The sequence below is a fragment of the Phenylobacterium sp. genome (assembly GCF_004299445.1).
In the GTDB taxonomy this organism is placed as follows: domain Bacteria; phylum Pseudomonadota; class Alphaproteobacteria; order Caulobacterales; family Caulobacteraceae; genus Phenylobacterium.
In genome coordinates, this window is sequence record NZ_SCTC01000035.1 from 106,369 (window position 1) to 122,451 (window position 16,083).

Consider the following 16,083-nt stretch of genomic DNA (forward strand, 5'->3'; position numbering starts at 1 on the left):
CTTCGGTATGGTCATCCCACACAGAGGGGAAACACCATGAAGACCATCGCCGCTCTCGCCGCCGCCGCGGCCGCCCTGGGCGCCGCCGGGACCGCCAGCGCCGCCGATTTCGTCCGGATTCCGTTGGAGACCACGGTCAACGCGCCCGCCGACGTGGCCTGGAAGAAGATCTCGGGCTACTGCGCCATCGGCGCCTGGTTCAAGACCACCTGCGAGATCACGTCGGGCAAGGACGGCGAGGTGGGAGCCGTGCGGGTCATCGCCGGCCGGATCACCGAACTGCTCGTGGCCAGCACCGCCTGGTCCTACACCTACTCGCAGCCGAAATCGCCGATCGACTACCACGGCACGCTGGAGATCCGACCGATCGACAAGAAGACGTCCAAGCTGCTGTACACCCTGGTCTACGACGCCGCCGCCCTGCCGGATCCGTCGAAGAAGGACGCCGACATCGCGAACCGCACGAAGCAGTTCACCGGTCTCCTCGCCACCATCAAGGCGCAGGCCGAAGCGAAATAGCGTAGCTGGCCCTTCCCACGACGTGGGAAGGGCGCACCGCGCACCGAGGCTGATCGGTGTCCGCATCGGCCCGCGGGCCTCTGTTTTCGGCAAGCGACGCAATGCCTCGCCCCGGCCGTGGTTCCTCCGCGTCGCCGGGCAGGCTAGAACAGCCGCCGAGTTCGGGGGAACGGAAGCGTCATGCAACGACGGAAGGTCGATCGCGCCCAACGGATGCGGGCCCGGCGGATCTGGTGGGAACGCAACGGCGCCTTCGTGCGCGGCGCGCTGGTGGGCAGTGTGGTCACCGCCATCGGGGCGTGGATCCTGCAGATGGTCGTGTTCCGATAGCCCGCGGCTCGCCCCCCTTCGGCCTGCCCGAGCCCGCCTACGAAGCCTGGGCGCGGGGCGAGGTGGCCCACTGGCGGGCCCAGGTGCTCAGGCCGCCATCGGCGCTCGACCGCGCCGCCCGCGGCGTCCAGGGCCGCATCAACCAGATCATCCCCGAGAAGGTGCACGCCGCGATCACCACCGTGATCGAGGGCATGACCCGCACGATCCTGACCGGCGCCGACCTCACCACCGCCCGGCCGCTGACCGGCGCCACGCTGGCCGAGCGCGACCGCAGGGCCCTGGCCGCCATCGACGGCTACCGGGCGACCGCCGCGGTCGAGGGTGGCGTCGCGGGCGCCGGCGGCTTCGTCCTGGCGTTGGCCGACTTCCCGGCGCTGCTGGTGCTCAAGATCAAGCTCCTGTTCGACCTCTCGGCCATCTACGGCCACGAGGCGGAGGTGTTCTCCGAGCGGCTCTACATCCTGGCCCTGTTCCAGATGGCTTTCTCGGGCGCCGATCACCGGGCCGAGGTGTTCCACGGCCTGGAGGGCTGGGACGGCCGCGAGCACCCCGCCGACTTCGAGCATTTCGACTGGCGGACCTTCCAGCGCGAGTATCGCGACTACATCGACCTCGCGAAGATGGCCCAGCTCATTCCGGTCGTGGGCGCCCCGATCGGCGCCTTCGTGAACTGGCGGCTGCTGGAGCGCCTGGGCGATACCGCGATGAATGGGTACCGAATGCGCTGGCTCGCGCGTTACGGTGCCTGATGCGCCGCGCTCTCCTCCTTCTCGCCCTGCTTGCCGGCCCCGCGTTGGCCCAGGCCCCACGGATCACCGACGCCGACATCCGCGCGTTCGCGGCCCGCCAGGAGCAGGCCTGGAACGCCGGCGATATCGACCGCTACTTCAGGGGCTTCACACCGGACGCCCGCTTCACCGACCAGGCCTATGTCGGCGACAAGCCGCCCGTGTCCTATGGCGCGTCTACCGTGACCCAGGCCCGCGAACAGGCCCGCCGCACCCGCGGCCAGTCGCGCGAGCGCGGCGAGATCCGCCGCATCGAGATCGCCCCCGACGGCCGCTCGGCCATCGTCACCTCGCGCGTCGGCTCCGTGATCCAGACCTCGGGGAAGACGCGCCGCCTGTGCGCCTCCCGGGTCCAGACGCTGGTCGTTTCAGCCGCCGGGCTGCGCGCGAGCGGCCAGACAGATACGTTCGTCAAATGCAGCCAGTGATTCCTTCCCGCCGTCAGATCGGCGTCGATGTCCCCTGGGTCTCCAGCTGGAGCGAGGAGAAGCCGGGCGGGATCGGGCCCTGCCCGACGGTCGACGGCGCGATCGCGGCCCTCCAGATGTGGAAGCCTGGGCAGGGCGAGCCGCTCTTCGCACGGCAGCACCTGCGCCGGCAGCGGGACTCGGTGCGCGCCCTGCTCTGCCCCATGTGCGGCAAGCCCGCGCCGGAAGGCGACCGCTGGAGCCTCACCGGCCGGTTTTACGCCGCCGGCGTCGTGCGGGCGCGCGGCTTCGGCAAGCTGCTGCCGGACGACCTGGAGGACGACCGCGTGGTGCTCGACTGCGGGACCATCGCGCCCATGCACTTCCAGTGCGCGCACGTCTCGCTGCAGCAATGCCCGCCCCTGCGCGCCATGCCCGACAAGGATCTCAAGGCCTTTCCGCCCGTCTGGACGGTGGCGCCGCTCTACGTGGAAGGCCGCCAGCAGGTGACCAACAAGCCCATCGCCGCGGTCAGCTTCCTGCAGCTTGTCGGCATCACCAACACCCGGGACCCCGACTGGCGGGCCAGCCTTCCGCCGGGCTAGTCTGCGACATGCTCCGCAATTCGCTGATCGCGCTCGCCGCGCTGACCGCCCTTCCCGCCGCCGTCCAGCAGCCCGCCTCGACGCCGGCGCCGGCCGTAGCGACGCCCGCACCCGCACCCGCGACGACACCCGCGACGGCGGCATCCGCCGCGCCCGCCGCGCCCGCGCCCAAGCCGTATCCGAAGGTGAAGGTCGAGACGTCCGAGGGCGCCTTCGTCCTTGAGCTCTATCCCGACAAGGCCCCGATCACGGTGGCCAACTACCTGAAGTACGTCGACCGCGGCCTGTTCGTCGGCGCCGCCTGTTTCCGCGCCAGCAAGCCCAAGGACTACGCGGGCAATGACTACGGCCTGGTCCAGTGCGGCCAGAAGGACCCGGCCAAGAAGCTGCCGCCGATCGCCCACGAGTCGACGATCAAGACCGGCCTCACCCACGGCAAGGACGGGGTCATCTCCATGGGCCGCTTCGCGCCAGGCACCGCCCAGGCCGACTGGTCGATCATGCTGGGCGACATGAGCTACCTCGACGCCGACAAGAAGAACCCTGCCGCCAACCCCGGTTTCGCCGCGTTCGGTCAGGTGGTCGAAGGCCTGGACGTCATCAGGAAGATCATCGTGATGCCCACCGACCCCAACAAGGGCGAGGGCGCGATGAAGGGCGAGATCCTGGTGAAGCCCGTGCGGATCAACAGGGTGAGCCGCGTCCCGGGCTGACGTGAGCCTCGAGCCAATGCGCTCTAGCTCTTGCTGCAGATCCCGCTTCCTCGGATCGGGCGTTCCGCTCGATCGCAGCCGGCTCTAGCTCTTCACGAACACGCCCTGCCCCGTCGGCATGGGCAGCACGTGCAGGCCACGGGCGGCGAACCACTCCACCTCGGCGTTGTACTGCGTGCGCGCCGTAGCCCAGCAGAAGTCGTCGAATACGATGATCCCGCCGGGCGCCAGCCGTTCGAAGAAGAACTCCAGCGCCCCGATCTCGGCCGGAGCGTTGTTCATGTCCACGTGCATCAGCGCCACCTGCTCGGGCGCGCCGGTCTGCAGCACCTCGGGCACGCGACCTTTGATGACCTTGATGTTGGGGAAGCCCGAGAACCGCTCGGCCACCTCCTCGTAGCTGAACGAGTTGACGTACAACGCGTCGTTCATCTTCTTCCAGCCGGGGTTCTGCTGGTCCTCGGGGATTCCCTCGAAGGTGTCGTACAGCCACCAGGTCTTGGGCCAGCCGCCGAATTCCACGTAGTCGGCGCAGAACAGGGTGGTGTGGCCCTTGAACACCCCCAACTCGACGAAGTCCCCCGGGATATTGCGCGTGGTCTGCACCGCCCACAGCATGGTCGTCAGGTTCCACTGCCAGTTCGCCAGCGGCAAAAGACTAGCGTGCCGGGCGGAGATCTCCTGGAACCGATCATCCAGTTCAAAGGGCAGGGTCTTCAGCCAGGTCGCCAGACCATCACCCACGAAGGCGTTCTTCCATCCTCGACTCTCCATGGTCTCGAGGAGGTCCAGGCAGGTCATCGTCCGGTGATTGGCCGCCGCCGCCAGGCCGTGGCGCACGCGGAGCCGCTGCCGCATGTCGAGCTTGTTGGTTCGCTTCAGCGCAACCTCGTACACGCTCTTGGCCAGCCCCGATTGTCCCCCACGCAGCAGCCCATCGCCCATGCAGAGCAGCTGTTCGGGGGTGACGTCCTGCAGGGTGAGATTCGACAACGCTATGAGCTCCGGTTGCGTCCCGCCGAGTCACCCGGGGGTCGCGAGCAACTATCGGGAATCGTGCGCCCTGAGAACCGCGAGATGCGGCAGGGAGACATACATCTTGACATGAGACTGATGTCTCATTATCAATGAGCCCATCAACCACGAGGCTTCGCCATGCCCCTGACCCCCGCCCAGATGGACGCCCAGATCGACGAGCACTTCGGCTTCGAACAGGCCGACAACGTCGAAGGCGTGCTCGCCACGCTCACCCCGGATGTGAACCACGACATCGTCGGCTGGCCCGGCGGCCCGACGCGCGGTGTCGAAGGCGCGCGACCGTTCTACGAAACGCTCTTCGCCGACCTGTCCGACGGCCACGTCGAGACGATCCGCCGTCTCTATGGCGAGAATTTCCTGGTCGACGAGAGCCTGTGGCGGGGCAAGGCGCCGGGCCGCCCCTTCGGGCTGGAAGGCCGCGACCGGCCGCTGGAATTCCGCTTGCTGCACGTGGTCGAGTACGCCGACGACGGAAAGATGAAGGCCGAGCAGGTCTGGATCGACCTCGCCGCCATCCAGCAGCAGCTGCCTCAGTGAGCCAGGGCCGCGCCAACCAGCGCCTGCGCACCCGCAAGGATCTGCTGGAGGCCGCCAACCGCCTGATGCGCGAGGGCAAGCGGCCCACCTTCGAGGAGATCGCCGAGGCCGCCCTGGTCTCGCGCGCCACCGCCTACCGCTACTTTCCCGGCCTCGAGGCGCTGATGTTCGAGGCCGGCCTGGATGTGGCGATGCCGACGCCCGAGGTCTTCTTCGAGGGTGACACGTCGACAGATCCCGTGGCGCGCCTCGATCGACTGGAAGCCGCGCTCTTCCGCATGATCGCCGAGAACGAGGCGCCGATGCGGATGCTGCTGGCCCGATCGCTCCAGCGTAGCGTCGATCCCGACCACGATCCGGCGGTTCCCGTGCGCCAGAACCGCCGCCGAGGCCTGATCGCCGCGGCCCTGGCGCCGGCGCGCAGCCAGTTCGGCGCCGCCGAGTTCGACACCCTCAGCAAGGCCCTGGTCCTGCTGCTGGGCATCGAGGCCGAAGTGGCCTTCAAGGACGTGATGCGTGTCGATGCGGCAGAGGCCGCCCGCATCCGCCGCTGGATGATCCGGGCGCTGGTCGAGGCCGCCAGGACCCGCTAGCGTCGCCCTCATGAGCGACGATGTGCAGATACCCGAGGACGGCTGGAAGCACTCTGGCGTCCGTGTCGTGCCCGGCGACCAGCTGGGCCCGGTCAGCGCCACCACCCCCGGCATGGACCGCGCGGTCGCCATTGACCGGGCCCGCATGGGCGCCCAGAAGCTCTGGGCCGGCACCGTCCACATCCACGCCAACGCCAAGACCGGCGCCCACCACCACGGGCCGCTGGAAAGCGTGATCTACATCGTCTCGGGCCGCGCCCGCATGCGCTGGGGCGAGCACCTGGAATTCACCGCCGAGGCCGGCCCCGGCGACTTCATCTACGTGCCGCCCTTCGTTCCGCACCAGGAGATCAACGCCTCCACCGACGAGCCCCTCTCCTGCGTCCTCGTCCGCTCCGACTCCGAAGCCGTGGTGGTCAACCTCGACATCGACCCCGCTGAAGAACCCGAAGGCGTCGCCTGGGTCGACCCGATCCACAAGGCCTGAGGCCTTCGGCGCTCTCCCTCCCTCTTTAAGGACGTCATGGCCGGGCCTGTCCCGGCCACCCAGTACGAGGCGCTCGGAGCAAGGCGCACCAGCTCACCGCCTGCGCCCCTCCGGAAAGGGCGGCGCTTTTGGGTGGCCGGGACAAGCCCGGCCATGACGTTCCAGAAATGAGGATGAGGCCACCGCCGCGGTCACGGTCCAGGACTCCGCCTGACCGCCGAGCCCGCGCAAAGCGCCGTCAATGTGAACCACGAACCACACGAACCACACGAACATGCGGCGGCGCGCTCCGAGGTGTGGCCTGGAGCGTTCGTGTGGTTCGTGTGGTTCGTGGTTGAATCAAAACAGCGCCTGCGGCGCGCACAGCGTCACCAGCCCAGCCCCTTCCGTGTTCTCTGTGGTTCAGCCCGACAGCGCTTCTGGTGCGCTCAGCCTCAATCGACCGCGTGGTAGACCAGCAGCAGGCCCGAGATGCTGACCCGTTCGACGGTGGTTTCGATGCTAGGGTCCAGTTCGGCGCGGGCGGCTTCGGTCAGCAGGATCTGGCCGCCCTGGGCCACGTCCTCGCCCAGCTTGGAGGTCAGGTTCACCTCGTCGCCGAACAGGTCCTCCTCCTCCAGCACCAGGATGTCGCCGAAGCCGATGCCGATCGAGGCATAGAGCCGGCGGTCCACCGGCAGCAGGACGTTGACGGTGCTCAGCCGGTTCACGATCTCGCGCGCGGCGCGGACCGGCGCCTCGACCGTCTCGAACAGGCAGTAGAGGTTGTCGGCCTCGGCCTTCACCAGCTTGCCGCCCAGCCCCTGGATGGTCGGCACGGCCAGAAGCCGCATCTGGTGGACCATCAGCAGGAACTCGACGATCCCGTGCCGCTGGGTGGTGCGCGTGAAGCCGCTCATGTCCAGCACCATCACGGCGCTGCGCCGTGTGAAGTCGCGCTCGATCTCCTCCGAGATCGCCTGGCGCTTCTCGGGCTCCTGGATGATCCGCGACAGCAGGGCGTCCAGCCGCGCGTGCGTGTTCAACGGGCCGTCGTCGCCTTGTCCCGTCTCCGCCATCCTGCACCCCCTATTTGGCCGCGCGATGCGAGCCTTCGAAAACCGCCGAGTCAATCTATCTCTGCCGTATGACCACCACGTCGGCGACGCCCCGGGCGCCGCCCAACAACCTGATCGGCCTGGGCCTGCTGGCCACCTTCCTGGCGCTGGGCTGGGCGCTGGCGGCGCTGCCGCCGGGCAAGACCCCGCTGACCTTCGCCTTCGTGCTGGTCGGCTGGGTGCTGGCGGTGATGGCTCACGAGTTCAGCCATGCCGCGGTGGCCTTCCTGGCGGGCGACCACACCGTTCGCGACAAGGGCTATCTGGCGTTCGACCCGCGCCGCTACGCCGACCTCGGCGTCAGCCTGGTCATCCCCCTGGTCTTCCTGGCCCTGGGCGGCATCGGCTTCCCGGGCGGCGCGGTTTACCTGCGCAACGATCTGATGCGCAGCAAGCTCTGGCGCACCGCCGCCTCGCTGGCGGGGCCCGCGGCCACCTACGGCGTCCTGCTGCTGCTGGCGGTCGTGCTGATCACCCTGGGGCGCGAGGGCCTGCCGAACGGCCTGTTCGACGCCATCGCCATGCTGGCCTTCCTGCAGGCCACGGCGCTGCTCCTCAACCTCCTGCCGCTGCCGGGCCTGGACGGCTTCAACGCCCTGCGCCCCTACCTTCCCGAGGCGTGGGAGGTCGGTCTGCGCAAGATCGAGGGTCTGGTCTTCGTGGGCGTGTTCATCGCCTTCTCGTTCATCCCCGGCTTCAGCCGGTTCCTGTTCGGCGGCGGCGCGATCATCGCCCATCTGGCGGGCGTACCGCTCGAGGCGGCCCAGGGCGGATGGGACGCCTTCCGATTCTGGACGTGACCATATAGCGTCACCCATCAAGATACGGAGCTGCCGATGAAGGGCGTTGTCGAACTCCTGAAGGCTGTCGGCCTCTGGCTGCTCGTGTCGGTGCTGAGCCTGGGCGTCGGGCTGATCCCCCTGGCGATCTGGGCCGCGCTGGTCTTCCTGGGCGCCGAGGAACGGGCGCAGAAGGCCCGGGCGACGCTCAAGTCCACCCTCATGACCGGCGAGCAGGTCGTGGCCGAGGCGGTGCAGCACCGCGTCTTCGCGCTGTTCCGCCGCCGCATCGTCATCGCCATCACCTCCAGCCGCATCCTGACGGTCCAGCGCGGCCTGCTGGGCGGCTTCAAGATGGCCGACATGCAGTGGAAGGACCTGAAGGATGTCCGCCTCGAGCAGAACATCCTGGAGGTCCTCTGCGGCTCGAACCTGGCCTTCGACAGCCTGCTGCCGGGCCATGCCGGCTTCATCATCGACGGCGTCCCCTGCGAAGCCGCCACGGCCATGTACGCCAAGGCCCAGTACGAAGAGCAGGCCTGGGAGGAGAAGCGCCGGGTCCGCGGGCTGGAGGAGACGCGCGCCGCGTCGGGCGGCGTCATGATCGGCTCCGCCGACGGGGCCGGCAGCGGGGGCGGCGACCGCATGGTCGAGGAAATCCGCAAGGCCAAGGAGCTGCTGGACGCGGGCGCCATCAGCGACACCGAGTTCCAGGAGATGAAGGCCAAGATCCTGGGCCGGGTCTGACGCCGGTTAACCCTCGCTTCACCATTCCCACCGCTCCGTGGTTCCGGCATCTTCAGCGGAACAGACGATGAACTCGCCGATTCGCCCCATTCGCATCCTCGGCCTCGACCCGGGGCTCCGCCGCACCGGCTGGGGCGTGATCTCGTGCGAGGGCGCGCGGCTGACCCACGTGGCGCACGGCGTCATCGCGCCCAGGGACACCCTGGCCTTCGCCGAACGGCTGCGGATTCTGTTCGCCGAGATCGAGGCGGTGATCGAGGCCCACGCCCCCGACGAGGCCGCGGTCGAAGAGACCTTCATGAACGCCAACGCCCAGTCGGCGCTGAAGCTCGGACATGCCCGGGCCATGGCCCTGGTGGTCCCGGCCCGCGCCGGCCTGCCGGTGGCCGAATACGCCGCCACCGTCGTGAAGAAGGCCGTGGTCGGCACGGGCGGCGCCGACAAGGCCCAGGTAGGCTGGATGATCGCCCGCCTGCTGCCCACCGCCGGCAAGACCGCCTCCGACTCCGCCGATGCCCTCGCCGTCGCCATCGCCCACGCCCACGCCCGCACCGCGAGGCGCGTCGCTTGAATTCCGGCCCCGGCCCGGCGACTGTCGCCGCCGGTTAGAGTCGTGGGGCGCGGGATGGCGTATTCGAGAATGGGTCTGGTCGCGCTGGCGGCTCTGGTGCTGGCGGGCGCGGCGCAGGCGGCCGAGCCGCCCAGGCTGCCGATGGCCGAGACCGAGGTCGCGCACCCCGCGCTGCCGCCGATCCTGTCGCCCCGCGACCGGGCTACTGTGATCGACGCCATCCTGGCCGACCGGCTCGACCGGGTGATCCCGCAGGTGATGCAGGTCCACCAGATCGACATGTGGGTGCTGGTGGCGCGCGAGTACCTGGAAGACCCCGTCGTCGCCACCATGCTCGACGCGAAGAGCCTGCGGGCGCGGCGCCGCACGATCCTGGTGTTCTACAATCCCGGCGGCGGCAAGCCGGTCGAGCGCCTGACCGTCAGCCGCTACGGCCTGGGCGGCCTGTTCCAGCCGGCCTGGAACCCCGACGTCGAGCCCGACCAGTGGAAGGCGCTGGCCCAGCTGATCGCCGCGCGCAACCCGCAGAAGATCGCCCTGAACGTCTCGTCCAAGTCGGCGTTCGGCGACGGCCTGACCAAGAGCCAGCACGACGAGCTGGTCGCCGCCCTGACCCCGCAGCTCCGCGAGCGCATCGTCTCGGGCGAGGGCCCATCGATCAGCTGGCTGGAGACCCGCACCCCGATGGAGATGCAGCTCTATCCCGGCATCCTGCGGCTGGCCCACGCCGTCCTGGGCGAGGGCCACTCGGCCAAGGTGGTCAAGCCGGGCGTCACCACCACCGACGACGTCGCCTGGTTCTACCGCGCGCGCCTGTCCGAGCTGGGCGTAGACACCTGGTTCCACCCGTCGGTCGGCGTCCATCGCCAGGGCGTGAAGGACCTGCTGAGCGGCGACACCGTGATCCAGCCCGGCGACCTGATCTGGACCGACTTCGGCATCACCTACCTGCGCCTCAACACCGACACCCAGCACCTGGCCTATGTGCTCAAGCCCGGCGAGACCGACGCGCCCGCGGGCCTCAAGGCCGGCCTCGCGGCCGCCAACCGCATACAGGACGCCGTGACGGGCGCGTTCCAGGTCGGGATCAGCGGCAACGACATCCTGGCCGCCGCCCGCAAGACGGCCATGGACCAGGGCCTCAAGCCGTCGATCTACTCCCACCCCCTCGGCTACCATGGCCACGGCGCGGGCCCGGCCATCGGCTTCTGGGACAACCAGAACCCCGACCCGCGCGGCGAGGGCCGCGTGAACCCCGGCACGGTCTGGTCCATCGAGCTGTCGGCCTTCGCGCCCGTGCCCGAGTGGGGCGGCCAGGAGGTCCAGTTCCGCACCGAGGAAGACGCCTTCTACGACGGCAAGACCGTCCGCTACCTAGACGGCCGCCAGACCTCGCTGACCCTGATCCCCAGCAAGTAGATCAGGACCTGGCTCGACGCGCTGGGCGCCTGACCTTGCGGTCGGCGAGTTCGATCCAGACCGGCCCGTGGTCGCTGGCATGCTCGCGCCCGCGGTGCTCGCGATCGACGCCGCCGTCCGTCAGCCGCTCCGCCGCGGCGGGGCTGAGCAGCAGGTGGTCGATCCTTAAGCCCGCGTCGCGCTCGAACGCGTTCCGCCAGTACTTCCAGAACGTATAGACCGGCGCGTCGGGATAGAGGCTGCGCAGCGCGTCGGTCCAGCCCGCCTCGGTCAGCCCCGCGTACAGCGCCTTCAGCTCGGGCTGGAACAGCGCGTCGTCTCGCCAGCGCTCGGGCGCGTACACGTCGGCGTCGGTCGGGATGATGTTGTAGTCGCCGGCCAACACGATCGGCTGCCCGGTCGCCAGCAGCCAGGCCGCGTGCTCCACGAACCGCGCGTACCACGCCAGCTTGAACGCATACTTCGGCCCGCCCACCGGGTTGCCGTTCGGCGCGTAGAGGCACCCAACCAGCACCCCCTTCACCGCCGCCTCGATATAGCGGCTCTGGGTGTCGGCCGGATCGCCCGGCAGGCCGCGCATCGTCTCGATCGGCTCGGCGCCCCGCGCCAGGATCGCCACCCCGTTCCAGCTCTTCTGACCGTGCCAGACGGCGCCATAGCCGGCGCGCTCGATCTCGCGGGCCGGAAAGCTCTCGGTCTTCAGCTCCTGCAGGCAGGCCACGTCGGGCCGGGTCTCCTCCAGCCAGGCCAGCAGGTTCGGCAGCCGCGAGGTGACGCCGTTCACATTGAAGGTCGCGATCCGCATGCCGCGACACTGGGGCGCCGCCGCCGCTTGGGAAAGCCGCGCCGGCTCAGCGGTCCTCCGGACCACAGACGCCGTCCGCGAACGCCTTGGGCGCGATCTGGGCGCATCGCCGGTGCGCCGCGCGCACGATCCGCCGCAGTTCGCGCATCGACCGCGCCTCCGTCTCCAGCCACGGCGCCTGCTCGGCGGCGGTCTCGACGATGTACGCGAACGCGATCTCCTTCGCCCGCCGGTACAGGTCGACAAACTCGCGATGGGCGCGCAGCCAGTTGTAGACCGTCCCCACCGAGGGCATCTCGGGATCGCGGCACACCGACTGCAGCGTCTCGCCCAGGCACAGGCGGTCGCAGATCGCCTCGGCGATGTCCGGCCGATAGCCGCTCAGCCCCCGGTTCCAGGCCGGCCGCCCCCAGCTCCCCGGCCCGCCGGCATACAACACCCGCCCCTGCGCCGGCCCCGCCTTCACCGCCGCCTCGTCCGCCGCCCACTTCGCCTGCCGCGCCGCCTCCTGCTCGGCGTGCGCCGCCATCGCGCGCCGCCGCGCCAAATGCCGCGCGACGGCCCAGCACTCGGCAAAGTCCGGATGCGACCGCGCCCAGTTCCACACGGTCTTCTCGGTCGGCATCGACGGGTCCGCCCGGCAGATCGACCGCAGGCTCTCCCCCTCCGCGACCCGCTGGCAGATCGAGGCGGCCAGCTCTGCCGTGTACTTCGACGCATAGATCCCCGGCGGCGGCGGCTGGCGGGCGAGCGTACGAACGGCCTGCGGCCGCGAGGCGTCGGAATGGGTCATCGGACGACCCTAACCACCCCACCCGTCAAATCCGGACGCAAGCGCCCAATTCCTCCCCACAGGGGGAGGTGGCTCGCCGCCGGGGGCGGCGAGACGGAGGGGGCTTCCGCGACAACGGAAGAGCGTTCCCACGGACCGCCCCGCCGAACGGCCACCCGCCCACCCTAAGAGGCAGCATCCTTCAGGATGCCTCCTCCCCCTGAAGGCCACGGTCAGCCCGAGCCTGCCTCTGGAGCTTGGTCAAGGATCGGCGCCCGCCGACCGCGCCAGCGGCGGCCCGCCCGGGCCGTCCTTGAGGAAGCGGAAGAGGCAGGCATGCTGGTGGGTGGCCGTCTTGGGTCTGCTTTGCGCCAAGTACAGACATTTGCGCACGGTCGAGGGGCTGACGTTCGGCGCCGGAGTGCCGACGCCTAGGCTATTGGCACAATCGTACCTTTGGTCGGCCGCTAATGCGCGTGCTGGCGGCGTAGGACACTCAGATCAGCGAGCTTCGAGCAGCAATGCAACGGTCGCTGTCCGCGCATCCGGCATACGACGACATTCTAGCCACCACGCGTGTCCCCGACCGAATCAGTCCCCGATTGAATCCAAGCCACGGGGCTCGCTCCCACAGCCCGACGTGCAGGGCAGCGCGCGCACAGCTGGGCTGGGCGCAAACTTACGCATCGGCCCGGCGTCTGCCGCGCGCCAGGGCGAGCCGGAACCGAGCTTGGCCACGAGCGTTGGAAGACCTGGGTGTGACAGGCTTCGCGTGTCGAATCGGGGGCATACGACATGACCAGCCAAGCGGGGCCGGGGGCTGATACGCACGAGGCCGGCGGTCTAGAGCAGCAACGTCTCGCGGCGATCGTTGAGTACTGCGAAGACGCGATCATAAGCCTGTCCCTCGATGGCCGGGTCGCGAGTTGGAACAAAGGCGCCGTCGCGCTCTTCGGTTACACCGCTTCCGAGATGGTCGGCCAACCGATCACCCGGATCATTCCGCCGGAGCGTTACGCCGAGGAAGATCGCATCCTGTCGAGCATACGAGAGGGAGAGACCGTCAAGCCGTTTGAGACACAGCGTGTCCGAAAGGGCGGCGATATCCTTGACGTATCGCTCACGGTCTCGCCCGTGAAGGACGACGCGGGACGAGTCGTAGCCGCGTCGAAAGTGGCGCGCGACATCTCGGCGAGAAAACGCACCGAGGAGGCCGGACGCAAACTAGTCGAGTGCTCGCAACTGGTCGGGCGCGCCTTCTTCGACGGCATGGTGGGTATCCTCGCCCAGTTCCTTGGCGTCCGGTGGGTGATGCTCTGTGATTTGGATCCCGCAAATCTCAGGCGCGCCCGCACGGTCGCCGCCTGGACCGACGGCGCGCTGCAAGACAACTTCGAGTACGAACTTGCGGGCACGCCCTGCGCCAACGTTCTCAAGGACGAGGTCTGCTACTACCCGACCAACATCGCCGAGCTGTTCCCTGAAGACACCCTGCTCAAGGAGATGGGCGCCGAGAGCTATCTGGGGGTGCCGCTTCGCGCCAGCAATGGCCGCACACTGGGGTTGCTTGCCGTTCTGCACGACCAGCCACTCGACGAACGCCTGCGGCCCCGCCAGACCCTGGAGCTGTTTGTAGGGCGCGCGGCGGCCGAACTCGAACGGATGGCGACGGCGTCGATCAATGAGCGCCTCGGCCGGATCATCGAAGACGCCGCCAGCGAAACGTTCGTGTTCGATGCGGAAACGTTGAGATTCGTCCTGGTCAATCGGGCGGCGCGGGAGAACCTCGGCTATTCCATGGGCGAGCTTGAGCGACTGACGCCCGTCGACATCAAGCCCACCCTGACCCCCGAGAGTTTCGCCCAGCTCGTGGCGCCCCTGAGAACGGGCGAGAAAGCGGTGATCAACTTCCAGACGATCCATCGTCGGAAGGACGGCACCGACTACGACGTGGACGTCAGGCTCCAGCTACTCCGCGATGACGAACGCCCTGTCTTCTACGCGGCCATCGAAGATATCACGGCGCGCGAGGCCGCCGCGCGCGCGCTGGGCGATGTCTCTCGCCGTCTCGACACGATCCTGGACAACACGACCATGGCCGTCTTCCTCATGGATGACCGCCAGGAATGCATCTACATGAACGAGGCTGCTGAGCGCCTCACCGGCTACCGGTTCTCCGAGGTCACCGGACGCCCGCTACACGACGTCGTTCACCACACCCATCCGGATGGACGACACTTCCCGCTGAGCGAGTGCCCCATCGATCGGGCTTTTCCTGAGGACAACCAGGTACAGGGCGAGGCGATGTTCGTCCGTAAGGACGGCAGCTTCTACCCTGTGGCCTACACAGCGAGTCCGATCCGGAATGAACATGGCAAGCCCGTCGGGACTGTGGTCGAGGCGCGTAACATCCAAGCCGAGATTGAGGCCCGCGAGGCGATGGAGAACTTCAACGCAGCCTTGCAGTCGCGCGTCGACGCCGCAGTGGCGGAGCGTGACGCTGTCGAGGCGCAGCTTCGCCACGCCCAGAAGATGGACGCCATCGGCAAGCTGACCGGAGGTATCGCCCACGACTTCAACAATCTTCTGCAGGTGATCGGGGGCAATCTCCAGCTGCTCCGCCGCGACATAGACGGAAATCGCCGCGCTGAGAAACGGGCTGAGAACGCGATGATCGGTGTCGAGAAGGGCGCGCGACTGGCCGCACAGCTCCTGGCCTTCAGTCGCAAGCAAGCCTTGGCCCCGCGGGTCGTCAACCTCGGACGGCTGGTGCGCGGCCTCGACGAGATGCTGCGCCGAACTTTGGGCGAGGGCATCGAAGTCGAGACGGTCATCAGCGGAGGCTTGTGGAACACTTTCATCGACGAGACGCAGGTCGAGAATGCGATCCTCAACCTGGCGATCAACGCCCGCGACGCCATGGACGGCTACGGAAAGCTCACCGTCGAGGCGGGGAACGCGGCGCTCGATGACCGATATGTACGCCGTCATCCCGACGTGAAGGCCGGTCAATATGTCATGCTGGCCGTGACCGACACCGGCTGCGGCATTCCCTCTGATCTGATGGATCGCGTTCTCGAACCCTTCTTCACCACCAAGCCGGTTGGGAAGGGCACAGGGCTGGGCCTGAGCTCTGTTTATGGGCTGGTCAAGCAGTCTGGCGGACACATGAACATCTACAGCGAGGTGGGCCACGGAACCACAATCCGCATCTACCTGCCTCGTATCCTTCAGGAAGAAGCCCCTCAGGCCTTCGAAGATCTCGGACCCGTACGTGGCGGCGCGGAAACCGTGCTTGTCGTCGAGGACGACGACGACGTCCGAGCAACAGCCGTCGAACTGCTGACCGAGCTCGGCTACCAGGTTGTGCAGGCCAAAGACGCCGCCAGTGGCCTCGCCATCGTCGAAAGCGGCCTGCCGATCGACCTGCTGTTCACCGATGTGGTGATGCCCGGGCAGATGCAGAGCCGAGAGTTAGCGCAACGCGCGCAGGCGCGCCTGCCGGGTCTCGCCGTCCTGTTCACCTCCGGCTACACGGAAAACGCCATCGTCCACGGTGGCCGGCTTGATGAGGGTGTCGAACTCTTGAGCAAGCCTTACACGCGCGAAGCACTCGCCCGGCGGGTGCGGCAGTGCCTCGATGGCTCCGGCGCGTTGTCGTAGGATGAGAGAAGGCCGGCCGCCGCCGCCCCGGCCCGCGCGCCGACAGCTTTACGCGGAAGCGAGTGCCATTGTAGCCCTGGATTCGATCAATTCATTCTTGGTCGGACCAGCGTAGCTATCCGGGCACCGCTCCGGCCAGCAATTCAATGGGCACTATTCCTCCAAGGGTTACGAAGCGAACACTTGGGATGAAGAAGCGTGGGGCTAGGG

The 16,083-nt window shown here is 68.3% G+C and carries 18 protein-coding genes; 14 read left to right on the top strand and 4 right to left on the bottom strand.

The window, feature by feature from the left end:
- The first annotated feature begins 36 nt into the window (after window positions 1-36).
- The 6 genes from EPN98_RS08545 (at window position 37) to EPN98_RS08570 (ending at window position 3,365) form a co-directional block, all read left to right on the top strand.
- Window positions 37-519, top strand: coding sequence for an SRPBCC family protein (locus EPN98_RS08545; protein ID WP_293362260.1), 483 nt, complete (start codon window positions 37-39; stop codon window positions 517-519).
- A gap of 180 nt (window positions 520-699) precedes the next feature.
- The gene (locus EPN98_RS08550; RefSeq protein WP_293362261.1) at window positions 700-849 is read left to right on the top strand and encodes a hypothetical protein; all 150 of its coding nucleotides are present in this window, start codon (window positions 700-702) and stop codon (window positions 847-849) included.
- Window positions 819-1,601: an EcsC family protein gene (locus EPN98_RS08555; protein WP_366558469.1), complete on the top strand. Its 783-nt coding sequence runs from the start codon at window positions 819-821 to the stop codon at window positions 1,599-1,601. Before EPN98_RS08550 ends, EPN98_RS08555 begins: the two co-directional genes overlap by 31 nt.
- On the top strand, window positions 1,601-2,068 hold the full coding sequence (locus EPN98_RS08560; RefSeq protein ID WP_293362262.1) for a nuclear transport factor 2 family protein: 468 nt from the start codon (window positions 1,601-1,603) through the stop codon (window positions 2,066-2,068). The genes EPN98_RS08555 and EPN98_RS08560 overlap by 1 nt, the downstream gene beginning before the upstream one ends.
- Entirely contained in the window at window positions 2,056-2,652 is a 597-nt protein-coding gene (locus tag EPN98_RS08565; protein WP_293362263.1) for a hypothetical protein, read from the top strand. The genes EPN98_RS08560 and EPN98_RS08565 overlap by 13 nt, the downstream gene beginning before the upstream one ends.
- Before the next feature lie 8 nt (window positions 2,653-2,660).
- Window positions 2,661-3,365: a peptidylprolyl isomerase gene (locus EPN98_RS08570; protein WP_293362264.1), complete on the top strand. Its 705-nt coding sequence runs from the start codon at window positions 2,661-2,663 to the stop codon at window positions 3,363-3,365.
- Window positions 3,366-3,449: 84 nt separating this feature from the next.
- On the opposite strand, the gene EPN98_RS08575 is transcribed toward EPN98_RS08570, so the two are convergent.
- Window positions 3,450-4,358, bottom strand: a complete 909-nt coding sequence (locus EPN98_RS08575; RefSeq protein ID WP_293362265.1) for a TylF/MycF/NovP-related O-methyltransferase — start codon at window positions 4,356-4,358, stop codon at window positions 3,450-3,452.
- A 162-nt stretch (window positions 4,359-4,520) separates the two neighbouring features.
- Here EPN98_RS08575 and EPN98_RS08580 point away from each other — a divergent pair, with 162 nt between their 5' ends.
- From EPN98_RS08580 to EPN98_RS08590, 3 genes are read left to right on the top strand one after another with little or no spacing between them, the layout of a single operon-like run.
- Window positions 4,521-4,940, top strand: coding sequence for an ester cyclase (locus tag EPN98_RS08580; RefSeq protein ID WP_293362266.1), 420 nt, complete (start codon window positions 4,521-4,523; stop codon window positions 4,938-4,940).
- On the top strand, window positions 4,937-5,533 hold the full coding sequence (locus tag EPN98_RS08585) for a TetR/AcrR family transcriptional regulator (RefSeq protein ID WP_293362267.1): 597 nt from the start codon (window positions 4,937-4,939) through the stop codon (window positions 5,531-5,533). Before EPN98_RS08580 ends, EPN98_RS08585 begins: the two co-directional genes overlap by 4 nt.
- A gap of 10 nt (window positions 5,534-5,543) precedes the next feature.
- On the top strand, window positions 5,544-6,020 hold the full coding sequence (locus EPN98_RS08590) for a cupin domain-containing protein (protein ID WP_293362268.1): 477 nt from the start codon (window positions 5,544-5,546) through the stop codon (window positions 6,018-6,020).
- 434 nt (window positions 6,021-6,454) lie between these two features.
- On the opposite strand, the gene EPN98_RS08595 is transcribed toward EPN98_RS08590, so the two are convergent.
- Window positions 6,455-7,078: an adenylate/guanylate cyclase domain-containing protein gene (locus EPN98_RS08595; RefSeq protein WP_293362269.1), complete on the bottom strand. Its 624-nt coding sequence runs from the start codon at window positions 7,076-7,078 to the stop codon at window positions 6,455-6,457.
- Window positions 7,079-7,146: 68 nt separating this feature from the next.
- Here EPN98_RS08595 and EPN98_RS08600 point away from each other — a divergent pair, with 68 nt between their 5' ends.
- The 4 genes from EPN98_RS08600 to EPN98_RS08615 all read left to right on the top strand — a co-directional run bounded on the left by EPN98_RS08600 (window position 7,147) and on the right by EPN98_RS08615 (window position 10,633).
- Entirely contained in the window at window positions 7,147-7,917 is a 771-nt protein-coding gene (locus EPN98_RS08600; RefSeq protein WP_293362270.1) for a site-2 protease family protein, read from the top strand.
- 36 nt (window positions 7,918-7,953) lie between these two features.
- Window positions 7,954-8,643, top strand: coding sequence for an SHOCT domain-containing protein (locus EPN98_RS08605; RefSeq protein WP_293362271.1), 690 nt, complete (start codon window positions 7,954-7,956; stop codon window positions 8,641-8,643).
- A 67-nt stretch (window positions 8,644-8,710) separates the two neighbouring features.
- A complete protein-coding gene (ruvC, locus tag EPN98_RS08610) occupies window positions 8,711-9,214 on the top strand; it encodes a crossover junction endodeoxyribonuclease RuvC (RefSeq protein ID WP_293362272.1) in 504 nt (167 codons plus the stop codon).
- Window positions 9,215-9,268: 54 nt separating this feature from the next.
- Window positions 9,269-10,633, top strand: coding sequence for a M24 family metallopeptidase (locus EPN98_RS08615; protein ID WP_293362273.1), 1,365 nt, complete (start codon window positions 9,269-9,271; stop codon window positions 10,631-10,633).
- Between the two features lies 1 nt (window position 10,634).
- Here EPN98_RS08615 and xth read toward each other — a convergent pair whose 3' ends face one another.
- Together xth and EPN98_RS08625 are read right to left on the bottom strand one after the other, a co-directional pair.
- The gene (gene xth / locus EPN98_RS08620; protein WP_293362274.1) at window positions 10,635-11,438 is read right to left on the bottom strand and encodes an exodeoxyribonuclease III; all 804 of its coding nucleotides are present in this window, start codon (window positions 11,436-11,438) and stop codon (window positions 10,635-10,637) included.
- A gap of 46 nt (window positions 11,439-11,484) precedes the next feature.
- Window positions 11,485-12,231, bottom strand: coding sequence for a hypothetical protein (locus EPN98_RS08625; RefSeq protein WP_293362275.1), 747 nt, complete (start codon window positions 12,229-12,231; stop codon window positions 11,485-11,487).
- Between the two features lie 774 nt (window positions 12,232-13,005).
- On the opposite strand from EPN98_RS08625, the gene EPN98_RS08630 reads away from it, so the two are divergent.
- On the top strand, window positions 13,006-15,873 hold the full coding sequence (locus tag EPN98_RS08630; protein WP_293362276.1) for a PAS domain S-box protein: 2,868 nt from the start codon (window positions 13,006-13,008) through the stop codon (window positions 15,871-15,873).
- The last annotated feature ends 210 nt before the right edge of the window (window positions 15,874-16,083 follow it).